Annotated in this window: 22 protein-coding genes; 7 read left to right on the forward strand and 15 right to left on the reverse strand. The window is 36.4% G+C overall.

What is annotated here, in order from left to right:
- Positions 1 to 35: 35 nt before the first annotated feature.
- Positions 36 to 1,199 carry a sensor histidine kinase gene (locus OQX63_RS02745; protein WP_265849355.1) on the forward strand — a complete coding sequence of 388 codons (1,164 nt, stop codon included), beginning with the start codon at positions 36 to 38 and terminating at the stop codon, positions 1,197 to 1,199.
- The gene (locus tag OQX63_RS02750; protein WP_265849356.1) at positions 1,196 to 1,921 is read left to right on the forward strand and encodes a LytR/AlgR family response regulator transcription factor; all 726 of its coding nucleotides are present in this window, start codon (positions 1,196 to 1,198) and stop codon (positions 1,919 to 1,921) included. The genes OQX63_RS02745 and OQX63_RS02750 overlap by 4 nt, the downstream gene beginning before the upstream one ends.
- 3 nt (positions 1,922 to 1,924) lie before the next feature.
- Here the strand turns inward: OQX63_RS02750 and OQX63_RS02755 are convergent, their stop codons facing one another.
- A complete protein-coding gene (locus OQX63_RS02755; protein WP_265849357.1) occupies positions 1,925 to 2,518 on the reverse strand; it encodes a 2OG-Fe(II) oxygenase in 594 nt (197 codons plus the stop codon).
- A gap of 112 nt (positions 2,519 to 2,630) precedes the next feature.
- Here OQX63_RS02755 and OQX63_RS02760 point away from each other — a divergent pair, with 112 nt between their 5' ends.
- Positions 2,631 to 3,635, forward strand: coding sequence for a phosphotransferase enzyme family protein (locus tag OQX63_RS02760; protein ID WP_265849358.1), 1,005 nt, complete (start codon positions 2,631 to 2,633; stop codon positions 3,633 to 3,635).
- Positions 3,636 to 3,696: 61 nt separating this feature from the next.
- Positions 3,697 to 4,560 carry a dienelactone hydrolase family protein gene (locus OQX63_RS02765; RefSeq protein ID WP_265849359.1) on the forward strand — a complete coding sequence of 288 codons (864 nt, stop codon included), beginning with the start codon at positions 3,697 to 3,699 and terminating at the stop codon, positions 4,558 to 4,560.
- A gap of 185 nt (positions 4,561 to 4,745) precedes the next feature.
- Here OQX63_RS02765 and OQX63_RS02770 read toward each other — a convergent pair whose 3' ends face one another.
- The 12 genes from OQX63_RS02770 to OQX63_RS02825 form a co-directional block, all read right to left on the reverse strand.
- Positions 4,746 to 5,708, reverse strand: coding sequence for a hypothetical protein (locus OQX63_RS02770; protein ID WP_265849360.1), 963 nt, complete (start codon positions 5,706 to 5,708; stop codon positions 4,746 to 4,748).
- A gap of 7 nt (positions 5,709 to 5,715) precedes the next feature.
- Positions 5,716 to 6,813 (reverse strand): toxic anion resistance protein, encoded by a 1,098-nt coding sequence (locus OQX63_RS02775; protein ID WP_265849361.1) that lies wholly within the window; start codon positions 6,811 to 6,813, stop codon positions 5,716 to 5,718.
- A 28-nt stretch (positions 6,814 to 6,841) separates the two neighbouring features.
- Positions 6,842 to 7,456, reverse strand: coding sequence for a TerD family protein (locus tag OQX63_RS02780; RefSeq protein WP_265849362.1), 615 nt, complete (start codon positions 7,454 to 7,456; stop codon positions 6,842 to 6,844).
- A gap of 4 nt (positions 7,457 to 7,460) precedes the next feature.
- Complete coding sequence (locus OQX63_RS02785) at positions 7,461 to 8,015, reverse strand: TerD family protein (protein WP_265849363.1); 555 nt, start codon at positions 8,013 to 8,015, stop codon at positions 7,461 to 7,463.
- Positions 8,016 to 8,017: 2 nt separating this feature from the next.
- On the reverse strand, positions 8,018 to 8,854 hold the full coding sequence (locus OQX63_RS02790) for a phosphoribosyltransferase family protein (protein ID WP_265849364.1): 837 nt from the start codon (positions 8,852 to 8,854) through the stop codon (positions 8,018 to 8,020).
- Positions 8,841 to 9,545: an HAD family hydrolase gene (locus tag OQX63_RS02795; RefSeq protein ID WP_265849365.1), complete on the reverse strand. Its 705-nt coding sequence runs from the start codon at positions 9,543 to 9,545 to the stop codon at positions 8,841 to 8,843. The genes OQX63_RS02790 and OQX63_RS02795 overlap by 14 nt, the downstream gene beginning before the upstream one ends.
- Positions 9,546 to 9,649: 104 nt before the next feature.
- On the reverse strand, positions 9,650 to 10,465 hold the full coding sequence (locus tag OQX63_RS02800; RefSeq protein ID WP_265849366.1) for a TerC family protein: 816 nt from the start codon (positions 10,463 to 10,465) through the stop codon (positions 9,650 to 9,652).
- Between the two features lie 139 nt (positions 10,466 to 10,604).
- The gene (locus tag OQX63_RS02805; RefSeq protein ID WP_265849367.1) at positions 10,605 to 11,624 is read right to left on the reverse strand and encodes a WD40/YVTN/BNR-like repeat-containing protein; all 1,020 of its coding nucleotides are present in this window, start codon (positions 11,622 to 11,624) and stop codon (positions 10,605 to 10,607) included.
- Positions 11,625 to 11,631: 7 nt separating this feature from the next.
- A complete protein-coding gene (locus OQX63_RS02810) occupies positions 11,632 to 12,063 on the reverse strand; it encodes a DUF2147 domain-containing protein (protein ID WP_265849368.1) in 432 nt (143 codons plus the stop codon).
- A 102-nt stretch (positions 12,064 to 12,165) separates the two neighbouring features.
- Entirely contained in the window at positions 12,166 to 12,546 is a 381-nt protein-coding gene (locus OQX63_RS02815) for a DoxX family membrane protein (RefSeq protein ID WP_265849369.1), read from the reverse strand.
- 326 nt (positions 12,547 to 12,872) lie between these two features.
- The gene (locus tag OQX63_RS02820) at positions 12,873 to 13,289 is read right to left on the reverse strand and encodes a VOC family protein (RefSeq protein WP_265849370.1); all 417 of its coding nucleotides are present in this window, start codon (positions 13,287 to 13,289) and stop codon (positions 12,873 to 12,875) included.
- Positions 13,290 to 13,423: 134 nt separating this feature from the next.
- Positions 13,424 to 13,837 (reverse strand): hypothetical protein, encoded by a 414-nt coding sequence (locus tag OQX63_RS02825; protein ID WP_265849371.1) that lies wholly within the window; start codon positions 13,835 to 13,837, stop codon positions 13,424 to 13,426.
- Between the two features lie 332 nt (positions 13,838 to 14,169).
- On the opposite strand from OQX63_RS02825, the gene OQX63_RS02830 reads away from it, so the two are divergent.
- Positions 14,170 to 15,129 (forward strand): GlxA family transcriptional regulator, encoded by a 960-nt coding sequence (locus OQX63_RS02830; RefSeq protein ID WP_265849372.1) that lies wholly within the window; start codon positions 14,170 to 14,172, stop codon positions 15,127 to 15,129.
- Positions 15,130 to 15,524: 395 nt separating this feature from the next.
- Here the strand turns inward: OQX63_RS02830 and OQX63_RS02835 are convergent, their stop codons facing one another.
- Positions 15,525 to 15,737, reverse strand: a complete 213-nt coding sequence (locus OQX63_RS02835; RefSeq protein WP_265849373.1) for a hypothetical protein — start codon at positions 15,735 to 15,737, stop codon at positions 15,525 to 15,527.
- Positions 15,738 to 15,944: 207 nt separating this feature from the next.
- The gene (locus tag OQX63_RS02840) at positions 15,945 to 16,811 is read right to left on the reverse strand and encodes an AraC family transcriptional regulator (RefSeq protein ID WP_265849374.1); all 867 of its coding nucleotides are present in this window, start codon (positions 16,809 to 16,811) and stop codon (positions 15,945 to 15,947) included.
- 350 nt (positions 16,812 to 17,161) lie between these two features.
- Between OQX63_RS02840 and fucP the strand changes: the two genes are divergently transcribed.
- Both fucP and OQX63_RS02850 read left to right on the forward strand, forming a co-directional pair.
- Positions 17,162 to 18,472, forward strand: coding sequence for an L-fucose:H+ symporter permease (fucP, locus tag OQX63_RS02845; protein ID WP_265849375.1), 1,311 nt, complete (start codon positions 17,162 to 17,164; stop codon positions 18,470 to 18,472).
- 7 nt (positions 18,473 to 18,479) lie between these two features.
- Complete coding sequence (locus tag OQX63_RS02850) at positions 18,480 to 20,117, forward strand: UxaA family hydrolase (RefSeq protein ID WP_265849376.1); 1,638 nt, start codon at positions 18,480 to 18,482, stop codon at positions 20,115 to 20,117.
- The last annotated feature ends 96 nt before the right edge of the window (positions 20,118 to 20,213 follow it).

The following is a 20,213-nucleotide window of genomic DNA, read 5'->3' on the forward strand; positions in this document are numbered from 1 at the left end:
CTAAGCTTGACCATACTGTTTTTATTTCAACTGCTTTGGCGGCAACTTCCCTCGAAATGATGTTGATTGCCAATCAGTATTACCAGAAAAAAGTGCAGCACATTAAATGGATCAAAAAAATTGGCCTGGAGCATGCAGTACTCATCACCATTATTTTACTTGCTGCAACCATTTCCATAATGGCTGTTTCAAGTTCAGACAACCCCATTTACCAAAGAAATGGTTTCCGTTTAGTAGGTTTTGAATTCAACTTAAAAGCACTTTGGTTTAATATTGGAACGTTTTTCGGCTTCTTTTTGCAATTTCTGATTATGTACTTATGCGGATACCTGCTTTTTCTGATCAATAGCCGTTTACTGGTATCTAAAATCCTCAAAGAAAAAGGACTGCTAATTTATCTGTTAGCACTTTCTACTACCATTGCATTGCTGTACCCCCTATTGGCTCAATTATTAATTTCACTACCCATTAATACGGTTTTCGGTCGGAGCATTTTCGAAACCAATCCATTCGAGCTTGAAAATGCATTTGGCGCCTTTGCCATTATGCTCATCAGTTTGCCGGTAGTTCTGGCACTGCAATGGGGCAAACAGAACAACAAAATCCTTTCTTTAGAGAAGGAAAAATCGCAACATGAACTCGATTTATTAAAACAACAACTTAATCCTCATTTTTTCTTTAATACGTTGAACAACCTTTATGCTTTGAGTCTCCAAAAATCGGATAAAACACCCGAAAGTATCCTGCAGTTATCTGAATTGATGCGCTACACCATATATAAAGGCCAGGAAAAAACAGTTAAACTTTCGCAGGAAATTGATTATGTTAATGATTACATTCAATTGCAACAAATCCGCTTGCGGAAAACGTTGCACTTTGAGTTTGATCAACAGGTTGAAAACGATCAGATTGATATTGCCCCGCTATTGCTCATCGTTTTTATCGAAAATGCCTTTAAACATGGGATAGAACCTGCGGAAGATGCCGCCACGTTAAAGCTTTCATTAATTACGACCGACGATTTACTCAGTTTCAAATGTGAAAATTCCTTCGATCCTGAAGAATTAAACAAGACTAGAGGAATTGGCCTCGATAACCTTAAAAAAAGGCTTGAATTGCTTTATCCTAACCGTTACACATTGCATATCACCACAATTGGTAATATCTTTAAGGCAGAACTTAAACTCCAGCTAACATGAGCTTACGTTGTTTAATAGTAGATGATGAACCGCTTGCACATGGTGTAATTACTGAATATGCAAAAGATATTCCTTTTATTAACATCGTTGGCAATTGTTATCGTGCTACGGCAGCATTAGATTTTTTAAGTAAACAACCAGTGGATTTAATTTTCCTAGATATCCGGATGCCAAAATTAAATGGTTTGGATTTTTTAAGGACTTTAGCGCATAAACCTCTTGTAATTATAACCTCTGCATACGAAGAATACGCTTTATCAGGTTTTGATCTGGCCGTTTGCGATTATCTTTTAAAACCCTTCAGGCTCGATCGTTTTTTAAAAGCGGTTAACCGTGCACTTGAATTGCACAACCTTAAAAAGCAAACAGCTACAACTAGTGAAATTGAAAAAATTCCGACTAAAAATAATGGACAAATCTCTCTTAAGGTTGATAAAAAGTACATCCTGATCAAAATAGACGAAATACAATATCTGGAAAGCCTGGGTAATTATGTAAAAGTTTGGAAAAACGGTGATTTTCTGCTCACCCCCAGAACGTTGGCCAGTTTTGAAGACCAGTTGTCAACAGATTTCATCCGAATTCATAAATCTTTTATGCTTAACAAAAAATATGTCGATTATTTAGAGGGCAATACCATTGTGCTTAAAAATGGTCAGCAGGTACCTATTGGTAAAAATTTTAAGGGCACGATCAAACAGCTACTCAATATTGAAGATTAACCATTAACCGATCTTTAACCAACCCGTAATGCTCATCCGCTGTTTATGGGTGATGAGTACTTCATGTGCCAGGTCAGAACTTTTAAAGAAAACACTTTTACCGCTATCAGGTGAGATATTCTGTTCTTCATCAGCACGATAAATGCGCAACTCACCGCCATCTTCTGTTTTCCAATCGGCATTTAAATACATAATCATCGAGTATTGCCTGCACCCGTTATGCTGGAACTGATCGATATGTTTTTTGTAAAAAGTACCTGGCTCGTATAGTGTATAATGAAATTCGTAACCAGTGATGCCGGTATAACAGGTACGGTTCAGATAAGCCACAAATCCGTCCATCAGATCGAAAAAATCATTTTCGTATTGATTTTCATGTTTTCTATCCAGCCAGTAAATCACATCACTCCTGATCCGCTTATCCTCATGAACAAGTACATCATTCCCCACGCCGGCATTTAAAAACTTTTTATTTTCAAATAAGGCAATCAGGTTTTCTTTAAGGTGTGCAGATAAAGATGCACTTAAAAATCCCTCCGCAACACCAACTTTATTTTCGATAAAACTATCTATCAGGCAATCAAATATTTTTTCCAACTGATGGGTTTAATCTTAAAACAGCATGCCTAAGGTTTGTAAGGTAGTCTTATTTAATGACGAAGATGTCGATTTAAAAATTTATATTTAGTCCCCCAAAACCAATATCTCCATGCAGCATCTCTTTCCCGCACAATACTCCACTTTATCAGCCGCTGCTTTAAAAAATTATTTAATTGAAGCTTATCAGTTAGATCCATGTACGACCTGCCGTTTACTCATCAGAAATGTAAGCGACACCTATATCCTGGAAAATCAGAACCAGAAATATATCTTCAAAATTTATCGCGATGCGCACCGCAAACGCAACGAAATTGAAGCTGAAATAGAATTGCTGAACATTTTAATCGCCAATGGAAATTCAGTTTCCTATCCCATTAATGATGTGGAAGGAAAGCAGATCCAACAGTTTAATGCTATTGAGGGTTTAAGAAATGGCATATTGTTTTCGTTTGCCGAGGGAAAAGTAATTTTAGACCTTGAGGATAGGCATCTCATTCAGTTGGGGCATGATATGGCTAAATTGCATCAAAGCACTTCGTCAATTAAACTAAACAATCCAAGACCGGTATTTAACTTCGAAACAACCTTATTTGAGCCTTTGAAATACCTCGAATCTCATTTTTCAGAAATGAAAGAAGAATATGAATACTTAAGTAATATTTCAGAAAAAGTAGTTCAAAAGTTTAAAGAATTCGATACTTCAACCTTCAGTTATGGCTATTGCCATTACGATTTCTTTCCTAAAAACTTCCACTTTGATGAACAGGGGAAAATCACCTTCTTTGATTTCGATTTTGCAGGAGAAGGTTATCTGATTAATGACCTAATGTCCTTCCTTAACCATTATTTCTTCCATCAATTGAATAACCTAATTTCTAAAGAACAGGCAGAAAAGGATTTCGATACTTTTTTAAATGCCTACCAAAAAGTTAGGCCCTTAACAAATGATGAATTAAAGGCCATTCCTTATCTGGGCGTTACCTTTCATATTTTTTTCCTTAAATTCTTTTACGATAATTATGATGATTGGTCGAACATATTTTTAACGCCACGATATACTAAACACCGTGTTGGATTGATTAAAAAGTGGGAAGAATTGTATTGTAACTTTTAGGCAAGGCTAGGTTAAATATCAGCTTCCTTTTTTATCTTGTAATTATATCAAAATCAATAAGATGGACCAGAAAATAATTAACCTGTACGATGAGTACACCCACAGTCAGATCGGTAGAAAAGATTTTATGAAAAAGTTGGCAATACTGGCTGGCAGTACAGCTTTGGCCATGACGATCCTGCCTATGCTGGAGAATAACTATGCTGCTGCTGCAGATTTTAATAGTGATGATATCGAAGTTGAAAATATCACTTATACTGGTATTGATGGTGAAATGAAAGCAGTATTGGCTAAACCAAAAGGTAAAAAGAATTTGGGCTGTGTATTGGTTATTCATGAAAACAGGGGCTTAAATCCACATATTATTGATGTAACCAAACGTATTGCCGCCGAAGGCTTTCTGGCTTTGGGCGTTGACGCCCTTTCGCCGCTTGGTGGAACGCCTGCAGATGAAGATAAGGGACGCGAGCTGATTGGCAAATTAGATCCTAAAAAAAACCTCCAGAATTATTTAAGGGGACTTGATTATTTACGAAAGAGAAAAGATGGCAACGGCAAAGTAGGCTGTGTTGGCTTTTGCTGGGGCGGTGGCATGGCTAATAAATTAGCGGTTAACGATCCTAAACTGCAAGCCGCAGTGGCTTATTATGGGGCGCAGGCCAATGCTGCCGATGTTCCTAAAATTAAAGCGAGTTTAATGCTGCATTACGCCGGTTTAGATGAAAGGATTAATGCTGGCATTCCAGCTTACGAACAGGCTTTGAAAGACAATAAGATTAATTACAAAATTTACATCTACGACGGGGTAAACCATGCTTTTAACAACAATACCTCGCCTACCCGCTACAATGAAGCTGCCGCAAAACTCGCCTGGAGCAGAACAATTGACCTGTTTAAGCATAAATTGGCGGTGTTAACGAGGTAGTAATAATTTCTTTCATAAGATCGTCATTGCGAGAAGGCTTTTTCAGCCGACGAAGCAATCTTAATGCGACAGTTCAATTATCCAGCGTTGTAAGATTGCTTCGTCGTTCCTCCTCGCAATGACGGCTTTTTTATGGAGTAATCCTCATTAATAATGCTCAGCTATGTATGTGATAAAAAACCAACCTAAAACAAGTCTGTCTTTAGCATGGTCTTCAAAATATTCGATTGAACATCAAAATTATTGAGGTGATTCAGGAAATTGATATCCGATATTTTACCATAACTATCTTCCAATAAATGAACAACATCATTGGGAATGGCGGTTTTTAAAACCGCCGCGTTACTTTTTAATTTATCGTTTTTATACTGCAATTCTTGTACAATCCGCTCCCGTTCTGAAAGGTTGTTTGTCATGTCTAAATCTTTCAAAATGGTTAGATCGCAGAACAGAAATAGGTTTCTACTGGGGAAAAACAGGTAATAATAGTCTTCATCTAAAAATTTATAAACTTCAACAACCATTTCTCCCGATTTTAAACCAATATAAAATTCGGTCCGGAAATCGTTCTTACAAAGCTTACCCATCAATTTTTTCTCAATGGTTGCATACACATTCGTATATACTTGTTTACCCTGAAAATCAATCAGTTTAGAAAACTGATCTGTAGTGAGATCGAAATAAAAATCATTGGCGTATTTGGAACTAAAAACATTGATGTTTTTTGAAAAGGGAAAATCTGAACTCAGCTCAGATAATACGCTGAACAGCTTCCTAAGCGATAAGTTAATTTTAAGCGACTGTTTTTGTTTATCCTGCTGAAAATTTTTCTGATCAATGAGCGAACCCGCCATTCGATCGATCAGTTCTTCATTCAGATCAATTTCATCATAAATGAGCGATACGTTTTTCTCGTTGCTCTTTTTAATCTTTCTAAGCAGTTCGATTACACTATCGGTAAATTGAAGGTGGAAAAGATCTAATTTTTCGATCTCCAACTCTTCATTATTGGCAAAAAGTTGATGAATAACCTGGCTCCGCAGGTAAATTTTATAAATCACCTCATCATCAAAAAACACAGAGAGCAACTGCAAACGGTTGATCTCTGCGCTTGATTTTTTGAGAATATTTAAACGGTATTCATCCATATTTTAATTAATTCACCCTCGTTACGTTCTTTTTCAACTCTGCTTCCAAAGTTTTAAGTTCGCCATCCAACACTCTTCTACTCTGTGCACCTGCTTCATGGATCTGTTTCACCTCGTTAAGGGTTTCAATCAGCGATGAAGTGGTTCGTTTCAAGGTTTCCAAAGATACTACTGTTTTTTCATTCTCTTTGGCTACATCAATACTGTTTTGTTTTAGCATCTCTGCATTTTTCTGCAAAATGGTATTGGTGGTATCCGAAATTTTCTTCTGCATCTCTACATTGGCCTTTTGCCTTTGTAAAGCAACCGCAATAGTCAATTGGTTTTTCCATACCGGAATGGTGGTAGAAACAATCGACTGTGCTTTTTCTGCAATAGAAGTGTTGTTGTTCTGCACCACACGGATCTGTGCTAAAGATTGCAACATAATAAAACGCACAATCTTCATATCGGCCAGTCTCTTATCCAATCGACTAATAAAATCCCTTAAATCGGCAATTTCATAATCCTGGTAATCGGCCGGGCGACCTTCCATTTCGGCTAGTTTAATACTTAGTTCGTTGTACTTTAACTGCCCGGCAATAATCAGTTCTTCCATCTGGTGGATATAACCAACGTTGCTATCGAACATGGTTTGCAGCGAGCTGTTATCTTTAATTGAATTTAATCTTCCGGCTTTAATTTTGTTGGTAATTTTATCAATATTATTGACCACCACATCATATTTCTGGAAAAGTTTCTTCACATCAACCACTAAATTTTTTAAGAATGGAATTCTCGAGATAAAACTCTTAAAGCCGCTCTGTTCTAATTCAGATACATCGATATAATTCAGTTCGGTTAGCAGTTCGTTAATTAAACCACCAACTTCGCCACTGTTGTAGGTACGTACAGACGATAAAAAATCGTTACTGTATTTCTCCATTGAGTTTTGGGCATCGCTTCCATAATTCAGGATCGAATTTACATCCGATGGTTCTAACGATTTTCCAATTTCCTTATATTTAGTTGTTTCCTCGGCTGTTATTTTTTCGAGGTCAACATTTCCGTCCTTATCCAGTTTAACCGGAGTAAGGGCCTGAGTAACGTTTGGGTTGGTTTCCATAATTTGATCAATTACCAGCTTTTACGGCTTATAAATAGTTTTGAGTTACGGTTTTAACGGTATCTTCCAGTTTTCTATCTTTGGTTGGTTCGCCAATGGCATTAAATTTCCATTCGCCGTTTTTCTTGTAAAAAACACCCATTACCATTGATACATGACCTGCAAAATTGGCTCCATTAGCAATGTCGAATTTAGCAAAAACCTCGTTCACACGTTTCGTTGTGCCTTCATAAATACGGATGGAAGCAAAAGGAATAGTACCAAAATCATGGCCTCTAAAGCTGTTTAATACAAAGGCAACATAGTTTACATTAGCATCCAACTGCGAAAAATCGAGGGTGATGATCTCGTTATCTAAACCATCATCGCCACCCATATCGCCAGTTAAATCATCGCCACTATGTTTTACCGAACCATTTTTAGATTTAAGGTTACCAAAGTACACTACCTCTAAAAGCTGTTTGTTTTCGTTATATAAAGCACAGCTTGCGTCTAAATCTACTGCCTCTTTTGACGATCCGAAGCCAAATAAGCCTTTCTTTTCAATTGCACCCCAGTTGATCCCAACACAGGCTTGTTGAAGTGTGCTTCCATTGCTTTTTTCCAGACTGATACGTTGTCCTTTTTGAAGATTGATTGCCATAATATTATTGATATTTGTTTAAATAATCCTGTAAACCGCCTTTCATACCTACGCCAACAGCTTCAAATTTCCATTTGCCTTCGCGTTTGTAAATCCTTCCGAATTCTACAGCTGTTTCAATAGAGAAGTCTTCTTCTAATTCATATTTCAAAATTACCTCATTGGTTACCGCATCAAAAATACGGATGAAAGAATTTCTAACCTGACCAAAATTCTGTCTTCTGCTTTCTGCATCATGAATGGTTACCACAACGCAAATCTCATTTACTTTGGCATCAGCCTTGGTTAAATCAATTTTAATCTGCTCATCATCGCCGTCACCATCACCTGTTAAATTATCACCTGTATGTTCTACTGCCCCATCTGGTGAAACCAGGTTATTGTAGAACACAAAATTTTCGTCAGAAATTAGTTTTTTCTGGTCATTTAATATAAAAATTGAAGCATCTAAATCGAATGCAGAACCTGTTGAAGAGCTGTTGGTATCCCATCCTAAACCTATTGTAAATTTAGGAGCATCGATATTTTCTCTTTGCCCCTTTTGCAAATTAATAGCCATATTTAAATTAATTTATAATTGTTGTTTTTGATATAGTCTTTTATAAGATGTAAATTTTTAGAGTACGCCTCTATGGTATGGTAATTATTCCCTAGCGACAGGTCGTAAAGCTGATTAATAAAATCGGTACTCCTGCGTTCTAAAAAGATGGTAAAACTGCTCGAAGTCGTATTTAAAATGTATTTCACAATACGGGTATTAAACCTGAAATTGCCGCTATCAATAATATCTTCCAGGTCAAAGATTGATTTGATCTGATGGTAATTCAGGAAGTTTTCTATATTGGGATGGATGTTTTTATTCACCAGTTCGGCAAAATAAAGCATATGCATTTCGTTCTTTAAACCATACTCCTTCGCCATTTTTAAAATCATCCGCTCATGGCTCCCGGTAATCCTGATATCATCCAGAAATAATAGTGTTTTACCCGTTAGAAAATCTTTATCAATATGGAATGAATCGTTACCAATGAGCGACAGCCTTTCTTCAGCACTTAATTCGCCATAATCTTCTTTGTAGGTAATGGTTCTATGCACCTTGGTTTCCTGTACGGCTAAACCACCGTTTTCAACCAGCCAGCGGTTAAGCTGGCAAACGAAATAGTTTTTCATGGCAAAAGTTGCCGTAGGGATAAAACTGTAAGGACTGGAAATAACCACAATCTGATCGGTAATTAAATTATCGGCCAGGTAATACCTGATAAAACCGTCTGCGAGGTCTTTTCCAAAATATCTGGCAACCAGATCATCACCAAATTTAAAACGGCTGTAATCATCGGCACTAAAGCCAAAATCGACGGTATTGTCTATTTTGTGAAGAGAGAAATTATACGGTATCATAGAGTAGGTTTAAGATAGATAATTTGTTGGAATTGATCAGCATACTGTTAATACCCATTGCTTCTGCACCGCGAATGTCGGCATGGGGATTATCTCCAACATGGATCACTTCTGATAACAATAATCCAGGATGTTTTGTTCTGTCAATACGGTCTAACATCAACTGAAAAAAGCCTGCATTGGGTTTAGACATGCGTACCTCATCAGAATAAAGCTGAAAATCTATAAACTGACCGATGCCTAAATGTTCGATGACTTTTTTTAAGGTTTTACCTTTAATAAAGCCAGTGTTACTTAGTATATTGGTAGAGCTTTTACCCGAATCTTTAATCTTTTCCAATACAGCTAAACAATCATCACAGTAAAGTTGAGGCATATGGTTAAATACGATCTGCTCCATATCCTGGTCGAGCACTTTTAGATCCACATCACTAAAGTTGAAATCGTAATCATTGATCATACTGATGATCATTAAATACATTTCATCAGCATCAACATTTTTACCGGCTTTTTCATTAATGGCATTTACCATTAAATCTACCTGGCGAAAAGTGATGGCAATTTCATCAATGCTTTTATGCTTGCTATTAAAATTTCTGAAAAAATACTGAACCCGTTCCTGCTTATAAGTTGGATTAGACTTAATCAACGTTAACCAAAGATCGAATGAGTAGTGTTTGTAAAAAGCCATTGCACCCTGTTTCGTAATCTGTTTAATAAATTCTAATATTACACATTTGATTGTATAATCAGAAGCGGTTGATTGTAAGATTTATGACAGACAAGCCGTAAAATTTACGATTTATCCAATACTTCTTCAGCTTCTTCCGAAATAACAATATCGCTTTTGTGTTTTTTGGGATAGTTAAACAAAAGAGAGGTTAATACCGGTATAATGAAAATAGCTACAGTAAAAATAGACACGAAAAGATCTGTTTTCTCCCCTTCAATGGCATGAGAAATTGGCGACTCCGGATAAAAATGCGTAAATAATGAAGAGGTAAGTTTAATACCCAAAACACCAATTACAATAAATGCCACTGTTTCTAAAAAAGTAAATTTCTCCATCAGTTTTACAAAAGCCTGTGCCACAAAGCGCATGGCCAAAATACCGATAAAAACACCAATATAGATTAACCAGATGTGGTCGGTAAATGCTACCGCAGCAAAAACATTATCAATAGAGAAGGCCAAATCCATCACTTCTACCAAGGCAACAGTAGCCCAAAAAGTACCCACCAAGCCAACAGTAGATTTATAGATCCAGCTTTTGCTTTTATCTACTTCCTCTTCTTCCTCATTCTTTTTACTGTTCTTTTTTCTAAAATAATCGAAAGCAAGGTATAATAAGTATAAACCGCCAAGTGGTTTTAACCACCAGATTTTAACTAACCATGCTGCTAAGAATAAACAGATTCCCCTGAAAACATAAGCACCGATAATGCCATATTTTAGTGCTTTTTCTCTTTGCGATTTAGGCAGATCCATTACCATGGTAGCCAAAACAGCAGCATTATCAACCGATAATAAACTCTCGATTACAATTAAGTTTAAAATAATTAATAATCCAGCTTGTATATCATCACCTAAAATTGTGTGCAAAAAATCCATCGAGCGATTGTGTATATGTTTTAAATTAAAGTTTTAGTTAACAGCAAAGAAACAAAATTTTATCATTTCCGCTATTTAAATTATTGTTTTATTGTTAGAATGGCAGTTATTAAAATTGTTACATATTCGAAGCCTAATATTAATTGGCAGCATCTAACTGATAGATTACGCCATTATTGCCAGCTAACAAAACTGCTGTGCCTTTTTTAGCTTTTTGAACAGCATTAAAACTCTTATTTGAAATCTGTTTCCAGTGCTCACCGCCATCGGTAGAAATATCAACGCCTGAAGTACCTGCAGCAATTAAAATTTTAGCATTAATATAAGTCACAGCCGATCGAAAACCTAAAACCGGACTAGCCGGCTTTTGCCAGTTTTTGCCTCCATCGTTTGTTAAAAGCACATTATTCGAATTTTCTTTATCCTTTAAATAGTTACCGCCAACAACTATACCCGTTTTTTCGTTAAAAAAATCAATAGAGAAAGGGCCTGTACTCCCCTCGCCCTGTAAAATCGGGCATTTGAATACCTGCCAGGTTTGTCCGTAATTCAGAGAAAAGTAGATATTAGACACGGTTCCCCCTGTTGCAATCCAGGTTTTACCCCCTGGCAATGTTTTAACGGTGGTTCCACTTGCCGCAAAACTGGCTTCTCCTTTAGTCAGGTTGATTTTTAGACTTTTTGAAATATCCTGCCAGCTTTTGCCTGCATCGACAGTTTTAAGCAATTGCATTTTATCATTTATGGGATCGCCGAAAATGATTCCTCTATTTTTATCCCAAAAACCTAAACCATCCAAAAATATTGCTGAATCTACATTTTTATAATTTTCTGTCCAGGTTTCTCCTCCATCAACGGTTTTTAAGATATAAGCTGGCGATGCAATGCCTACAATAATAGCCTGTTTATCATCGAAAGCTTCAATATCCCTGAAATCGATTTTTCCGTAACCTTTCGGGTTTACCCATTTCCAGGTGATACCGCCATCAATGGTTTTACCAACTGCTCCATTACTCCCGCTTACCCAGGTAACCTGATCGGATACCACACTTAATCCGCGTAAGCTGGTTTTGGTATGCTCATTTAAAGGTTTTATGGAATACGACTGCGCGGTGCAAAAAAAAGGTGCCAATAAAAGGCACCATAAAATTTTCTTCATTTATAAATTATTTTACCCGTCTAAAAGTTTCAGATCGTCCTAAAAGTGAAATACCTACATATCCGCGGATATTTAGCACATCAACACTTTTTAAGCTCATATTACAGCTATACGTTTTACCACTTTTAGGATCATAAATAGTCCCATCAGTCCATTTGCCATCATCATAAACAAAATTCTTTAATATTTCCAGATTTAACAAAGGACGCTTTTGCAGACTTGCGTCAGGATTTTTAACATCCAATTTTGGCTTACCGTTTATGTTTGGCTCTTTTATCCAGGCCAGTTTACCATAGAATTTATCACCTTTTTTGTAGATTTCTATTTGTCCTTCGCCTGATGGATTAAGCCACTTGCCTACAATTGCATCTTTGTTCTGCGCAAAAGCAGAAAATGATATAGCTACAAAGAGTAGCATTAAAAATGGGAATTTTCTCATATTTTTTTTTATTTCTAGTTAGTTTTTAAAGATAATCATTACACCTTATATCGAAACACTAAATAAAGAGAAAAAGTATGAGAATTCTTAAAAATTTGAAAATTACTTTGAAACAATGGGCAGATACTTTGCGCGATAGGCATAAAACAGGAATAAATTAAATAAAAGCATTGCGCCAACCAGAGGTAAATCCTTAGGACCTAAAAACGCATGATACAGGAAAATGTTAAGTGTAACCGGAAAAATGATCAGTGCAGCCAATGGCGCAGTACGGTTAATAAGCAAGAGTATTCCACCTATTAACTCTGTGGCTTTAATTAAAGGCATTAAATAAACAGATGCCATTACGCCCGACATAAATGTGGTTTGAGCTGCCGACATTGATGGCGCTTCTTTAGGCATCATATTAAAGAAAAAGCTAACAGAAGCAAACAGATACATGGCGGCCAAAAGCACGCGCACAACAATTACTGCAATTTTCATATTTAATTGGTTTTGGTTTATATATTAAAAATAATAAAATTTATCGGTTAATTAGTTTATTCAAATTCGTTAACTGGTTAATAGATAGTAAACGCGGAACTTTAAATCGCCTGTTTTGTTAATGCTTTGACAACCAAAATTTTATATATAAATAACTTGTAATAACTACTAAAAACCTTAACTTCTTAATGGTCTAATTATGTATAGTTGATCTTTAATTGGTAGATCAATCATTGGTTCTTGATAATTAATGATTGGTAATTGATCATTATTCTATTGGCAATTTTGGACTAAGGACTAACGACTACGGACTTTGGACTCCCGACCTACTTGTAATCATAATTCACCATCCATTGAATACCGAATTTATCAGTAGTCATACCAAAAAGTGCATTCCAAAAGGTTTTTTCTAGCGCCATAGTTATGGTACCTCCTGTTGATAAACGATCAAATAAACGTTTGGCTTCCTCTTCGCTGGCCGCATCAACCGAAAGTGAAACACCCGAACCAAATGTTGCTGACGGCATTGGATTGGTTATATCGGTACCCATTAAAATATTGCCCCCAATAGGTAAAGCAATGTGCATCAATTTTTCCTGATCGCTCATAGGCATGCCTTCACATCCTGGAGAATCTTTATAACGCTGCACTACCAAAAATTCGCCGCCAAAAACTGACTTGTAAAAGTTGAATGCTTCTTCGGTGTTTCCGTTAAAATTTAAATACGTGTTAAGTGTTGCCATTTTTTTTTGTTTTTATCCCTTTAGGACTGGTTGTTATTATTTAGTTTCTATTATATTCTTGTTAAGAAGGTCGTCATCCTGAACTTGTTCCAGAATCTATTTAGCTAAGATGCTGAAACAAGTTCAGCAAAACTTTACAAGGGAATTCTCGTCAACTTTATATCCATCCACTGCACCCAGTTTTTACCATCAAATTGTTCCCATGTGCCTTCAATGGTATGGGTTTTAAAATTTCCATTAAATCTTTCGGCATCAGCAAATATTAAAATGATATCATTATAAATTTTAAGGGTGGATATTGAAATACGCCCCTCATTATCGAAAGATTGCGATCGGAAGACATCATCCATATCATCATAGTGTGTAATCTCTATTGATCGGATAGTTTTATTTCCAAACATCACATCAACCTGATGTTTTAAGAAAAAGCCACCATCAACCCACTCGTAACTACCTGTTCCTGCAATTACATCACCTGATTTTGTTAAACCTTCTGTTTTCCATTTGCCGATATATGGATTTAATAGGTCAAGCTTGTTGTTTCTCATAAATTTATACTCATGTTTACATTTTTCATTGGCCTCTTATATCATCTCCTTTTCTATAACCTACTTGAAATTCATCTCTGCCCAATATAATGAGCTTTCGCTAGTTACTAAACCGACTATTTCAAATGATAGGATTCCATCGGGGCATAACACGTTTTCTATGATTTTTTATCTGTAGCCATTTTATAGATTCCTGCAAGTATTATTCATTAGGTAATAACTTGAAATAAAATTAATGATTAACTCAAATGAACATCATTGCCGTAGAAGTCAATCTTGAGGGGCATTTCAGACAAATTTCATATATTTACGATATCTAAATTTTTAACCAGATGACGCAAGTGGGTGTTTTATTGCCGCAAAACTTCAGATTATTAAGCTTGGCGGCTATTTTAGATGTATTTGATACAGTGAATGGTTTTTATAAAAAGGATGGTATTGAAGCCCCATTCAACATTAGTTTAATTACCTTTGGCGATACTTATTATAATTTTAGTAAACATCCACGCATAAACCTAGAAGGCACAGGGCAGTTGGGGTTAGTTTTGGTTCCATCTTTTGCCAGCCCTGATATAAAAGATTGCATCAACGCCAACAGCGGATACATCACATGGTTAAACAAACAATATGCAGGAGGAGCAGAAATTGCTACCTTTTGTACCGGTGCTTTTTTACTTGCCGCATCCGGACTGCTAAATGGTAAAACTGCAACCACACATGTTGATGCCTGTTCTGCTTTTTCCACAGCTTTTCCTTTGGTTCATTTAAAGCCTGATAAAACGGTAACACAAGACGGCAGATTATTTACAAGCGGTGGCGCCACCTCTACTTTTCATTTATTGCTGCATCTTTTACAGCTTCATTGTGGAAAAGATATGGCCATTAAGGTAGCCAAGATTTTCGCAATTGATATGGACCGCGTAACCCAGTCTTATTTTAGTACTTTCCAGCCTGTCCGTAATCATAACGACAGTATAGTTGCTTCCGCACAGGAAAAAATTGAAAATAATTATCAGGATGTTGCCACCATTGAAGAGATGATTAAAGATATTCCTTCCAGCAGAAGAAATATTGTACGCCGCTTTAAGCAGGTAATTGGGATGACCCCTATTGAATATCTTCAGCAAACCCGTATCGAAGCTGCGAAAAAATTACTGGAACAAACTGCACAACAAATGACAGAGGTTATTTATAATTCTGGTTACAACGATCCAAAAGCATTCAGAAAAGTATTTAGAAAATCTGTAGGGATGACACCAACCCAATACCGTGATAAATTCCAGCCAAAATAGATAAATGATTAAAAAATAAAAGCACAAACAACCAAGTATAAAAACTAAATAAATAGTTTTCAACATACAAAATCCAAAATGTTAATAATTAACATAAAATTAATGCACTATAATGGCATTTTAAGGATAACTTAACGTTATAATTATACTAACCAAATAACAAACATTATGAGCACATTCCTTTTAGTTACAGCGGTATTTTATATTATTTCTTTTGGATTAATGTTGTACTGTTATTTCTCCGCTGAGCAGATTCCCAGCGATGATGAAAAATTTTAATCAGTTCTTTTCCGTCATCAAAATTAACGTCTCCCTTCAAGTTAAAACATCAACCTTTTAGAGAAACTTATGAAGTATCACCACCAAATCTGCATTTAAGATTTATTGCAATAATCCTATTTATTGGCTATCCATTTAATTAAATAGGGAGCAGTTCCTGTATACCATAAAACTGCAGCAATTAAAAATATAGCAATGAGAATCCATAAAATCGGCCATCCTTCAAATTTGTGTTTGGAGCTAGTCGTATAAGGATCATTAAGGTTATTATGGTCATTGTCCATCCATTCACCTTTTTCTTTTGGTTTCGGATTAGAGGTATCGCTCATAAAATATTTGGTTAGTGTACAAATTTAAGCTATAAACGCATAATATCAAAAATAAGTTTTAACATACCTTTCTATTGAGATCAATCAAAAGCAAAAACATTATTTAAAGATGCACAAAACAAGATAATGTATTCAACGTTGAAAGCTTTGCAAATATTTTCAAGAAAGATTGTTAATGTTTAAAATCGAATTCATTAACAGATATTATTACTTAGAAAAAGCCTGCTGATATTTTAATGGGGTTTTACCCGTTATTTCCCTAAAATATTTATGAAAGCTGGTAAAATTGTAAAACCCACAATCATAGCAGATTTCTTTTACGGTCAGGTTATTCTCAATCAATAATTTACAGGCCTGCCCTACTCTAATCTCATTCAGAAACTGTGTATAGGTTTTCCTACTTTTGGTTTTAAAGAATTTACAAAACGAATTGGGGCTAATTTTAGCTACTGCAGCAATTTCCTTGAGTTCAATCTTATTCTTGTAATTGCTAATGGTATAATTATAAATAGATTGGATCCGGTCTTTTTCGTTCTCCAAAAAGTTTGGTTTAAAACCTAATGAAACCAATGTGCTTCGTTCTTCGCAATTGGCTATTTCTGTTAATACTTCGAGTATCTTTATAATCCGCATTGTCCCTGTTGCGGTAATAATCTGCGGCATTAAGCCAGCAATTTTTTCTTTTGAAAATCCATGCAGCTGAATTCCCTGGGTTGATTGGAGCAAAACTTTTTTAAGTTCCTGATTTTCGGGAAGATCGAGAAAATCCCTTCCTAAAAAATCTGCTTTAAAATGAATCACATAAACATCAACCGGCTCACAATCTTTTCCATCAAAAAATTCCGGATCAAAACGCCAGTAATGTGGCAGATTGCTCCCCAGTAAAACCACATCACCCTCCTTAAAATTTTTAATGCTATCGCCAATAAACTGAGTGCCTCTGCCTTTTTTGATGTAGATCAATTCTAACGCAGAATGGTAATGCCAACGGTTATTTACATCGGGCATAACATCTCTTCGGGCGCTAAAAGAATCTACAGAATTGGTAGATACGTTGAGTAAATGCGGTTTCATAAAATCTTTAAAAATCAATCTAATATGCAAATTTAATTTATAATGTAAAAAATCAAGCCAATATCATTTAATAATTAGATGATAAAGTTAAATTTTAATTAAAGCTGAACGGTTTAATTTGTAAAGCTGCAATTCATCCGAAACCTTATACGAAAGTTGGATTATTTACGCTTTGTTATATAGACAAATTGTATGCTAAATTTGCCCTTACCACCACCGCGTGGTTAGAAAAAACTGGCCTGGTCTTCATCCATCTACCTACTGTTGGTAGTTAATGCCTGAGGTTTCCAGAAGTTTAACTATTTTTATTTTAGCAACACTTGCTTAAACCATTTTATAACCAAATAAACATGAGCCAAATTACACCTGCAAACTTTAAAGTATCCGATCAACCAAACAATGGCAAAGGATATCTATTCCCCTTAATTTTAGTTACCAGCCTATTTTTCTTCTGGGGTTTTGTCCACAACCTCGATCCGATATTGATTCCACATTTACGTAAAGCCTTTCAGCTGAATGTTTTCGAATCAACCCTGGTCGATTCATCTGTTTTTATCGCTTATTTTTTATTGGCGTTACCTGCAGGCTACATCATGCGCAAATATGGCTATAAAAGCGGTATTATATTAGGGCTCGTTTTATTCGCCGTTGGCTGTTTATTATTTATACCCGCGGCCAATACTGCGCAATATGTATTTTTCTTAGGTGCACTTTTTATCATCGCCTGTGGTTTAACCTTTCTGGAAACAGCCGCAAATCCTTATGTTACTGTTTTGGGGCCACCAGAAACTGCCACACAGCGCTTAAATTTCTCTCAATCTTTTAATGGTTTTGCCGCTTTTTTAGCCCCTGTACTCGGAGGTAAATTTATTTTTACCGAAGTAAAATATACCGACGCCCAATTGGCAAAAATGCTGCCTTTAGAAAAACAGGCTTATATGCTCGAAGAAGCATCGACCGTAAAAGCACCGTATTTAATTTTAGGTATCCTGATTATTGTAGTAGCTATTCTATTCATTTTCACTAAACTGCCTGATATCAAGGAAGAAGAAAATGTTCAGGAAAAAAGCAGTTTTCGCCATGTATTAGGCCATAGCCATTTGCGCTGGGGAATTATTGGTCAGTTTTTTTATGTAGGCGCCCAGGTTTGCGTATTAAGTTTATTCATCAGTTTCGTAACCTCATCAGCGGGTATTAGCCAGGATGAAGCCAAATGGTACGCTGGTGCAGCAGGCTTGGCTTTTATGATTGGCAGGTTTGTTGGTACCGTGTTTATGAAATTTGTAGCGCCACATAAACTATTGATGCTGTATGCATTAATTAGTGCTTTGCTTACACTTGTCTCTATTTTTGGAAGCGGAATGATTACTGTTTACGCATTAATTGGCGTTGCATTTTTTATGTCGATCATGTTTCCAACCATATTCTCGTTAGGCATAGCAGGCTTGGGTAAAGATACAAAACTGGGTTCGTCATTAATTGTAATGTCTATTGTGGGTGGTGCATTTTTACCTCCGGTTTTAGGCCTTATATCAGACGCTACCCATAACATCCAATATGGATACCTGGTGCCTTTTGTATGCTTTTTAGTGGTTTTCTACTTTGGCTGGAAAGGATGGAAACCCAACCATATCGAAAAAGAAATAAGTTTAGAAGTATAAATTGATAATGAAAAAATTAGTCATCAAGATTAACAATGTTGATAACGTTTTAGTTGCGTTACAAGATTTACCAGCAGGCACTCCAATACTACACGAAGGCAATACTTACGTTACTGTTGATGAAATTCCGGCCAAGCACAAATTTTTTATGCAGGATATGAAAGCTGGCGATGAAGTTATGATGTATGGCGTTTTGGTTGGAAAAGTGCAGTTTAGTGTAAAAGCAGGCATGCGGATGAACGTAGATAATACCAAACATGCCGCAGAACCATTTGCTTTTCGCAGTGTTCATTACAATTGGGTAGCCCCTGATGTGAGCAAATATGCCAACCGCAGTTTTAATGGTTATCACCGTAAAAATGGTGCAATAGGTACAGCAAACTACTGGTTGTTTATCCCTACTGTATTTTGCGAAAACAGAAATCTGGATATTATTAAAGAATCGCTATATAGTGAATTGGGTTATGCCGTAGATGATAAATACAAGTCTTATACCCACAAATTAGTTCAGGCTTTTGAACAAGGAGAAGACATTAATAAGATTAGTTTTGAACCTAAAGTAAATCAGGCCAACCGTACTTTTAAAAATGTAAACGGAATTAAATTCCTGACGCATAATGGTGGATGTGGTGGAACACGACAGGATTCGGACACCTTAAGCAAACTATTGGCGGCTTATGCCCACCACCCAAATGTAGCAGGTATAACGGTTTTAAGTTTGGGCTGCCAGCATTTACAGGTAGCGGATTTTAAACGCGATCTTTTTGCACTGGATCCTGATTTTGAGAAACCACTTTTAATTTTTGAGCAACAAAAAGCACAAAGTGAAGAACAATTGATTCAAAACGCAATCCGCAGTACTTTTGAAGGATTGATGTTTATTAATAAACAAGAACGTGCAGCGGCGCCACTCAGCAAAATGTGTGTAGGGGTTAAATGCGGCGGTAGCGATGGTTTCAGCGGTATTTCTGCCAACCCAGCGGTTGGTTATTGTGCCGATTTGTTGGTAGCATTAGGCGCAAAGGTTTTATTGGCAGAGTTCCCCGAACTTTGCGGTGTAGAGCAGGAAATGATTGATAGATCTGTTGATCAGTCAACAGCTGAAAAGTTTATCCGTTTAATGACGGAGTATGATGAACTGGCGCATAAAGTTGGATCCGGATTTTACATGAATCCTTCTCCGGGCAACATTAAAGATGGTTTAATTACCGATGCCATCAAATCAGCAGGTGCGGCACGTAAAGCTGGCTCCTCGCCTATTGTAGATGTTTTAGATTATACAGAACCTGCAACAAAACCTGGCTTAAGTTTAGTCTGTACACCCGGAAATGATGTAGAAGCAACTACAGGTAAGGCAGCTGCCGGAGCAACGTTAATTTTATTCACTACAGGCTTAGGTACGCCAACAGGAAATCCGGTTTGTCCAACCATTAAAGTGGCCACCAATTCTGTTCTGGCCAAACGCATGAGTGATATTATCGATATTGATACCGGACCAGTAATTAATGGCGAAAAAACCATTAACGAAATGGGTGAAGATATATTGGAATACTGTATTAAAGTTGCCAGTGGCGAAGAAATACCAAAAGCCGTACAGCTTAATCAGGATGATTTTATCCCATGGAAAAGAGGGGTAAGCCTATAGAACGAGGTAAGATGTGAGATGGACGATGTGAGATGGAGGACCTCAAAATAAAAACTGTCATGAAGTCCAGACAGCTATGGAATAGCGTAATACAGA

The sequence above is a fragment of the Pedobacter sp. PF22-3 genome (genome assembly GCF_026239555.1).
Lineage (GTDB): Bacteria > Bacteroidota > Bacteroidia > Sphingobacteriales > Sphingobacteriaceae > Pedobacter.

Excerpts from the sequence above, each read along its gene's own strand:
- OQX63_RS02750 (WP_265849356.1), top strand. The coding sequence starts at position 1,196 with ATGAGCTTACGTTGTTTAATAGTAGATGATGAACCGCTTGCACATGGT.
- OQX63_RS02760 (WP_265849358.1), top strand. The coding sequence starts at position 2,631 with ATGCAGCATCTCTTTCCCGCACAATACTCCACTTTATCAGCCGCTGCT.
- OQX63_RS02765 (WP_265849359.1), top strand. The coding sequence starts at position 3,697 with ATGGACCAGAAAATAATTAACCTGTACGATGAGTACACCCACAGTCAG.
- OQX63_RS02770 (WP_265849360.1), bottom strand. The coding sequence starts at position 5,708 with ATGGATGAATACCGTTTAAATATTCTCAAAAAATCAAGCGCAGAGATC.
- OQX63_RS02775 (WP_265849361.1), bottom strand. The coding sequence starts at position 6,813 with ATGGAAACCAACCCAAACGTTACTCAGGCCCTTACTCCGGTTAAACTG.
- OQX63_RS02780 (WP_265849362.1), bottom strand. The coding sequence starts at position 7,456 with ATGGCAATCAATCTTCAAAAAGGACAACGTATCAGTCTGGAAAAAAGC.
- OQX63_RS02785 (WP_265849363.1), bottom strand. The coding sequence starts at position 8,015 with ATGGCTATTAATTTGCAAAAGGGGCAAAGAGAAAATATCGATGCTCCT.
- OQX63_RS02790 (WP_265849364.1), bottom strand. The coding sequence starts at position 8,854 with ATGATACCGTATAATTTCTCTCTTCACAAAATAGACAATACCGTCGAT.
- OQX63_RS02795 (WP_265849365.1), bottom strand. The coding sequence starts at position 9,545 with ATGGCTTTTTACAAACACTACTCATTCGATCTTTGGTTAACGTTGATT.
- OQX63_RS02800 (WP_265849366.1), bottom strand. The coding sequence starts at position 10,465 with ATGGATTTTTTGCACACAATTTTAGGTGATGATATACAAGCTGGATTA.
- OQX63_RS02805 (WP_265849367.1), bottom strand. The coding sequence starts at position 11,624 with ATGAAGAAAATTTTATGGTGCCTTTTATTGGCACCTTTTTTTTGCACC.
- OQX63_RS02810 (WP_265849368.1), bottom strand. The coding sequence starts at position 12,063 with ATGAGAAAATTCCCATTTTTAATGCTACTCTTTGTAGCTATATCATTT.
- OQX63_RS02815 (WP_265849369.1), bottom strand. The coding sequence starts at position 12,546 with ATGAAAATTGCAGTAATTGTTGTGCGCGTGCTTTTGGCCGCCATGTAT.
- OQX63_RS02820 (WP_265849370.1), bottom strand. The coding sequence starts at position 13,289 with ATGGCAACACTTAACACGTATTTAAATTTTAACGGAAACACCGAAGAA.
- OQX63_RS02825 (WP_265849371.1), bottom strand. The coding sequence starts at position 13,837 with ATGAGAAACAACAAGCTTGACCTATTAAATCCATATATCGGCAAATGG.
- OQX63_RS02830 (WP_265849372.1), top strand. The coding sequence starts at position 14,170 with ATGACGCAAGTGGGTGTTTTATTGCCGCAAAACTTCAGATTATTAAGC.
- OQX63_RS02835 (WP_265849373.1), bottom strand. The coding sequence starts at position 15,737 with ATGAGCGATACCTCTAATCCGAAACCAAAAGAAAAAGGTGAATGGATG.
- OQX63_RS02840 (WP_265849374.1), bottom strand. The coding sequence starts at position 16,811 with ATGAAACCGCATTTACTCAACGTATCTACCAATTCTGTAGATTCTTTT.
- fucP (WP_265849375.1), top strand. The coding sequence starts at position 17,162 with ATGAGCCAAATTACACCTGCAAACTTTAAAGTATCCGATCAACCAAAC.
- OQX63_RS02850 (WP_265849376.1), top strand. The coding sequence starts at position 18,480 with ATGAAAAAATTAGTCATCAAGATTAACAATGTTGATAACGTTTTAGTT.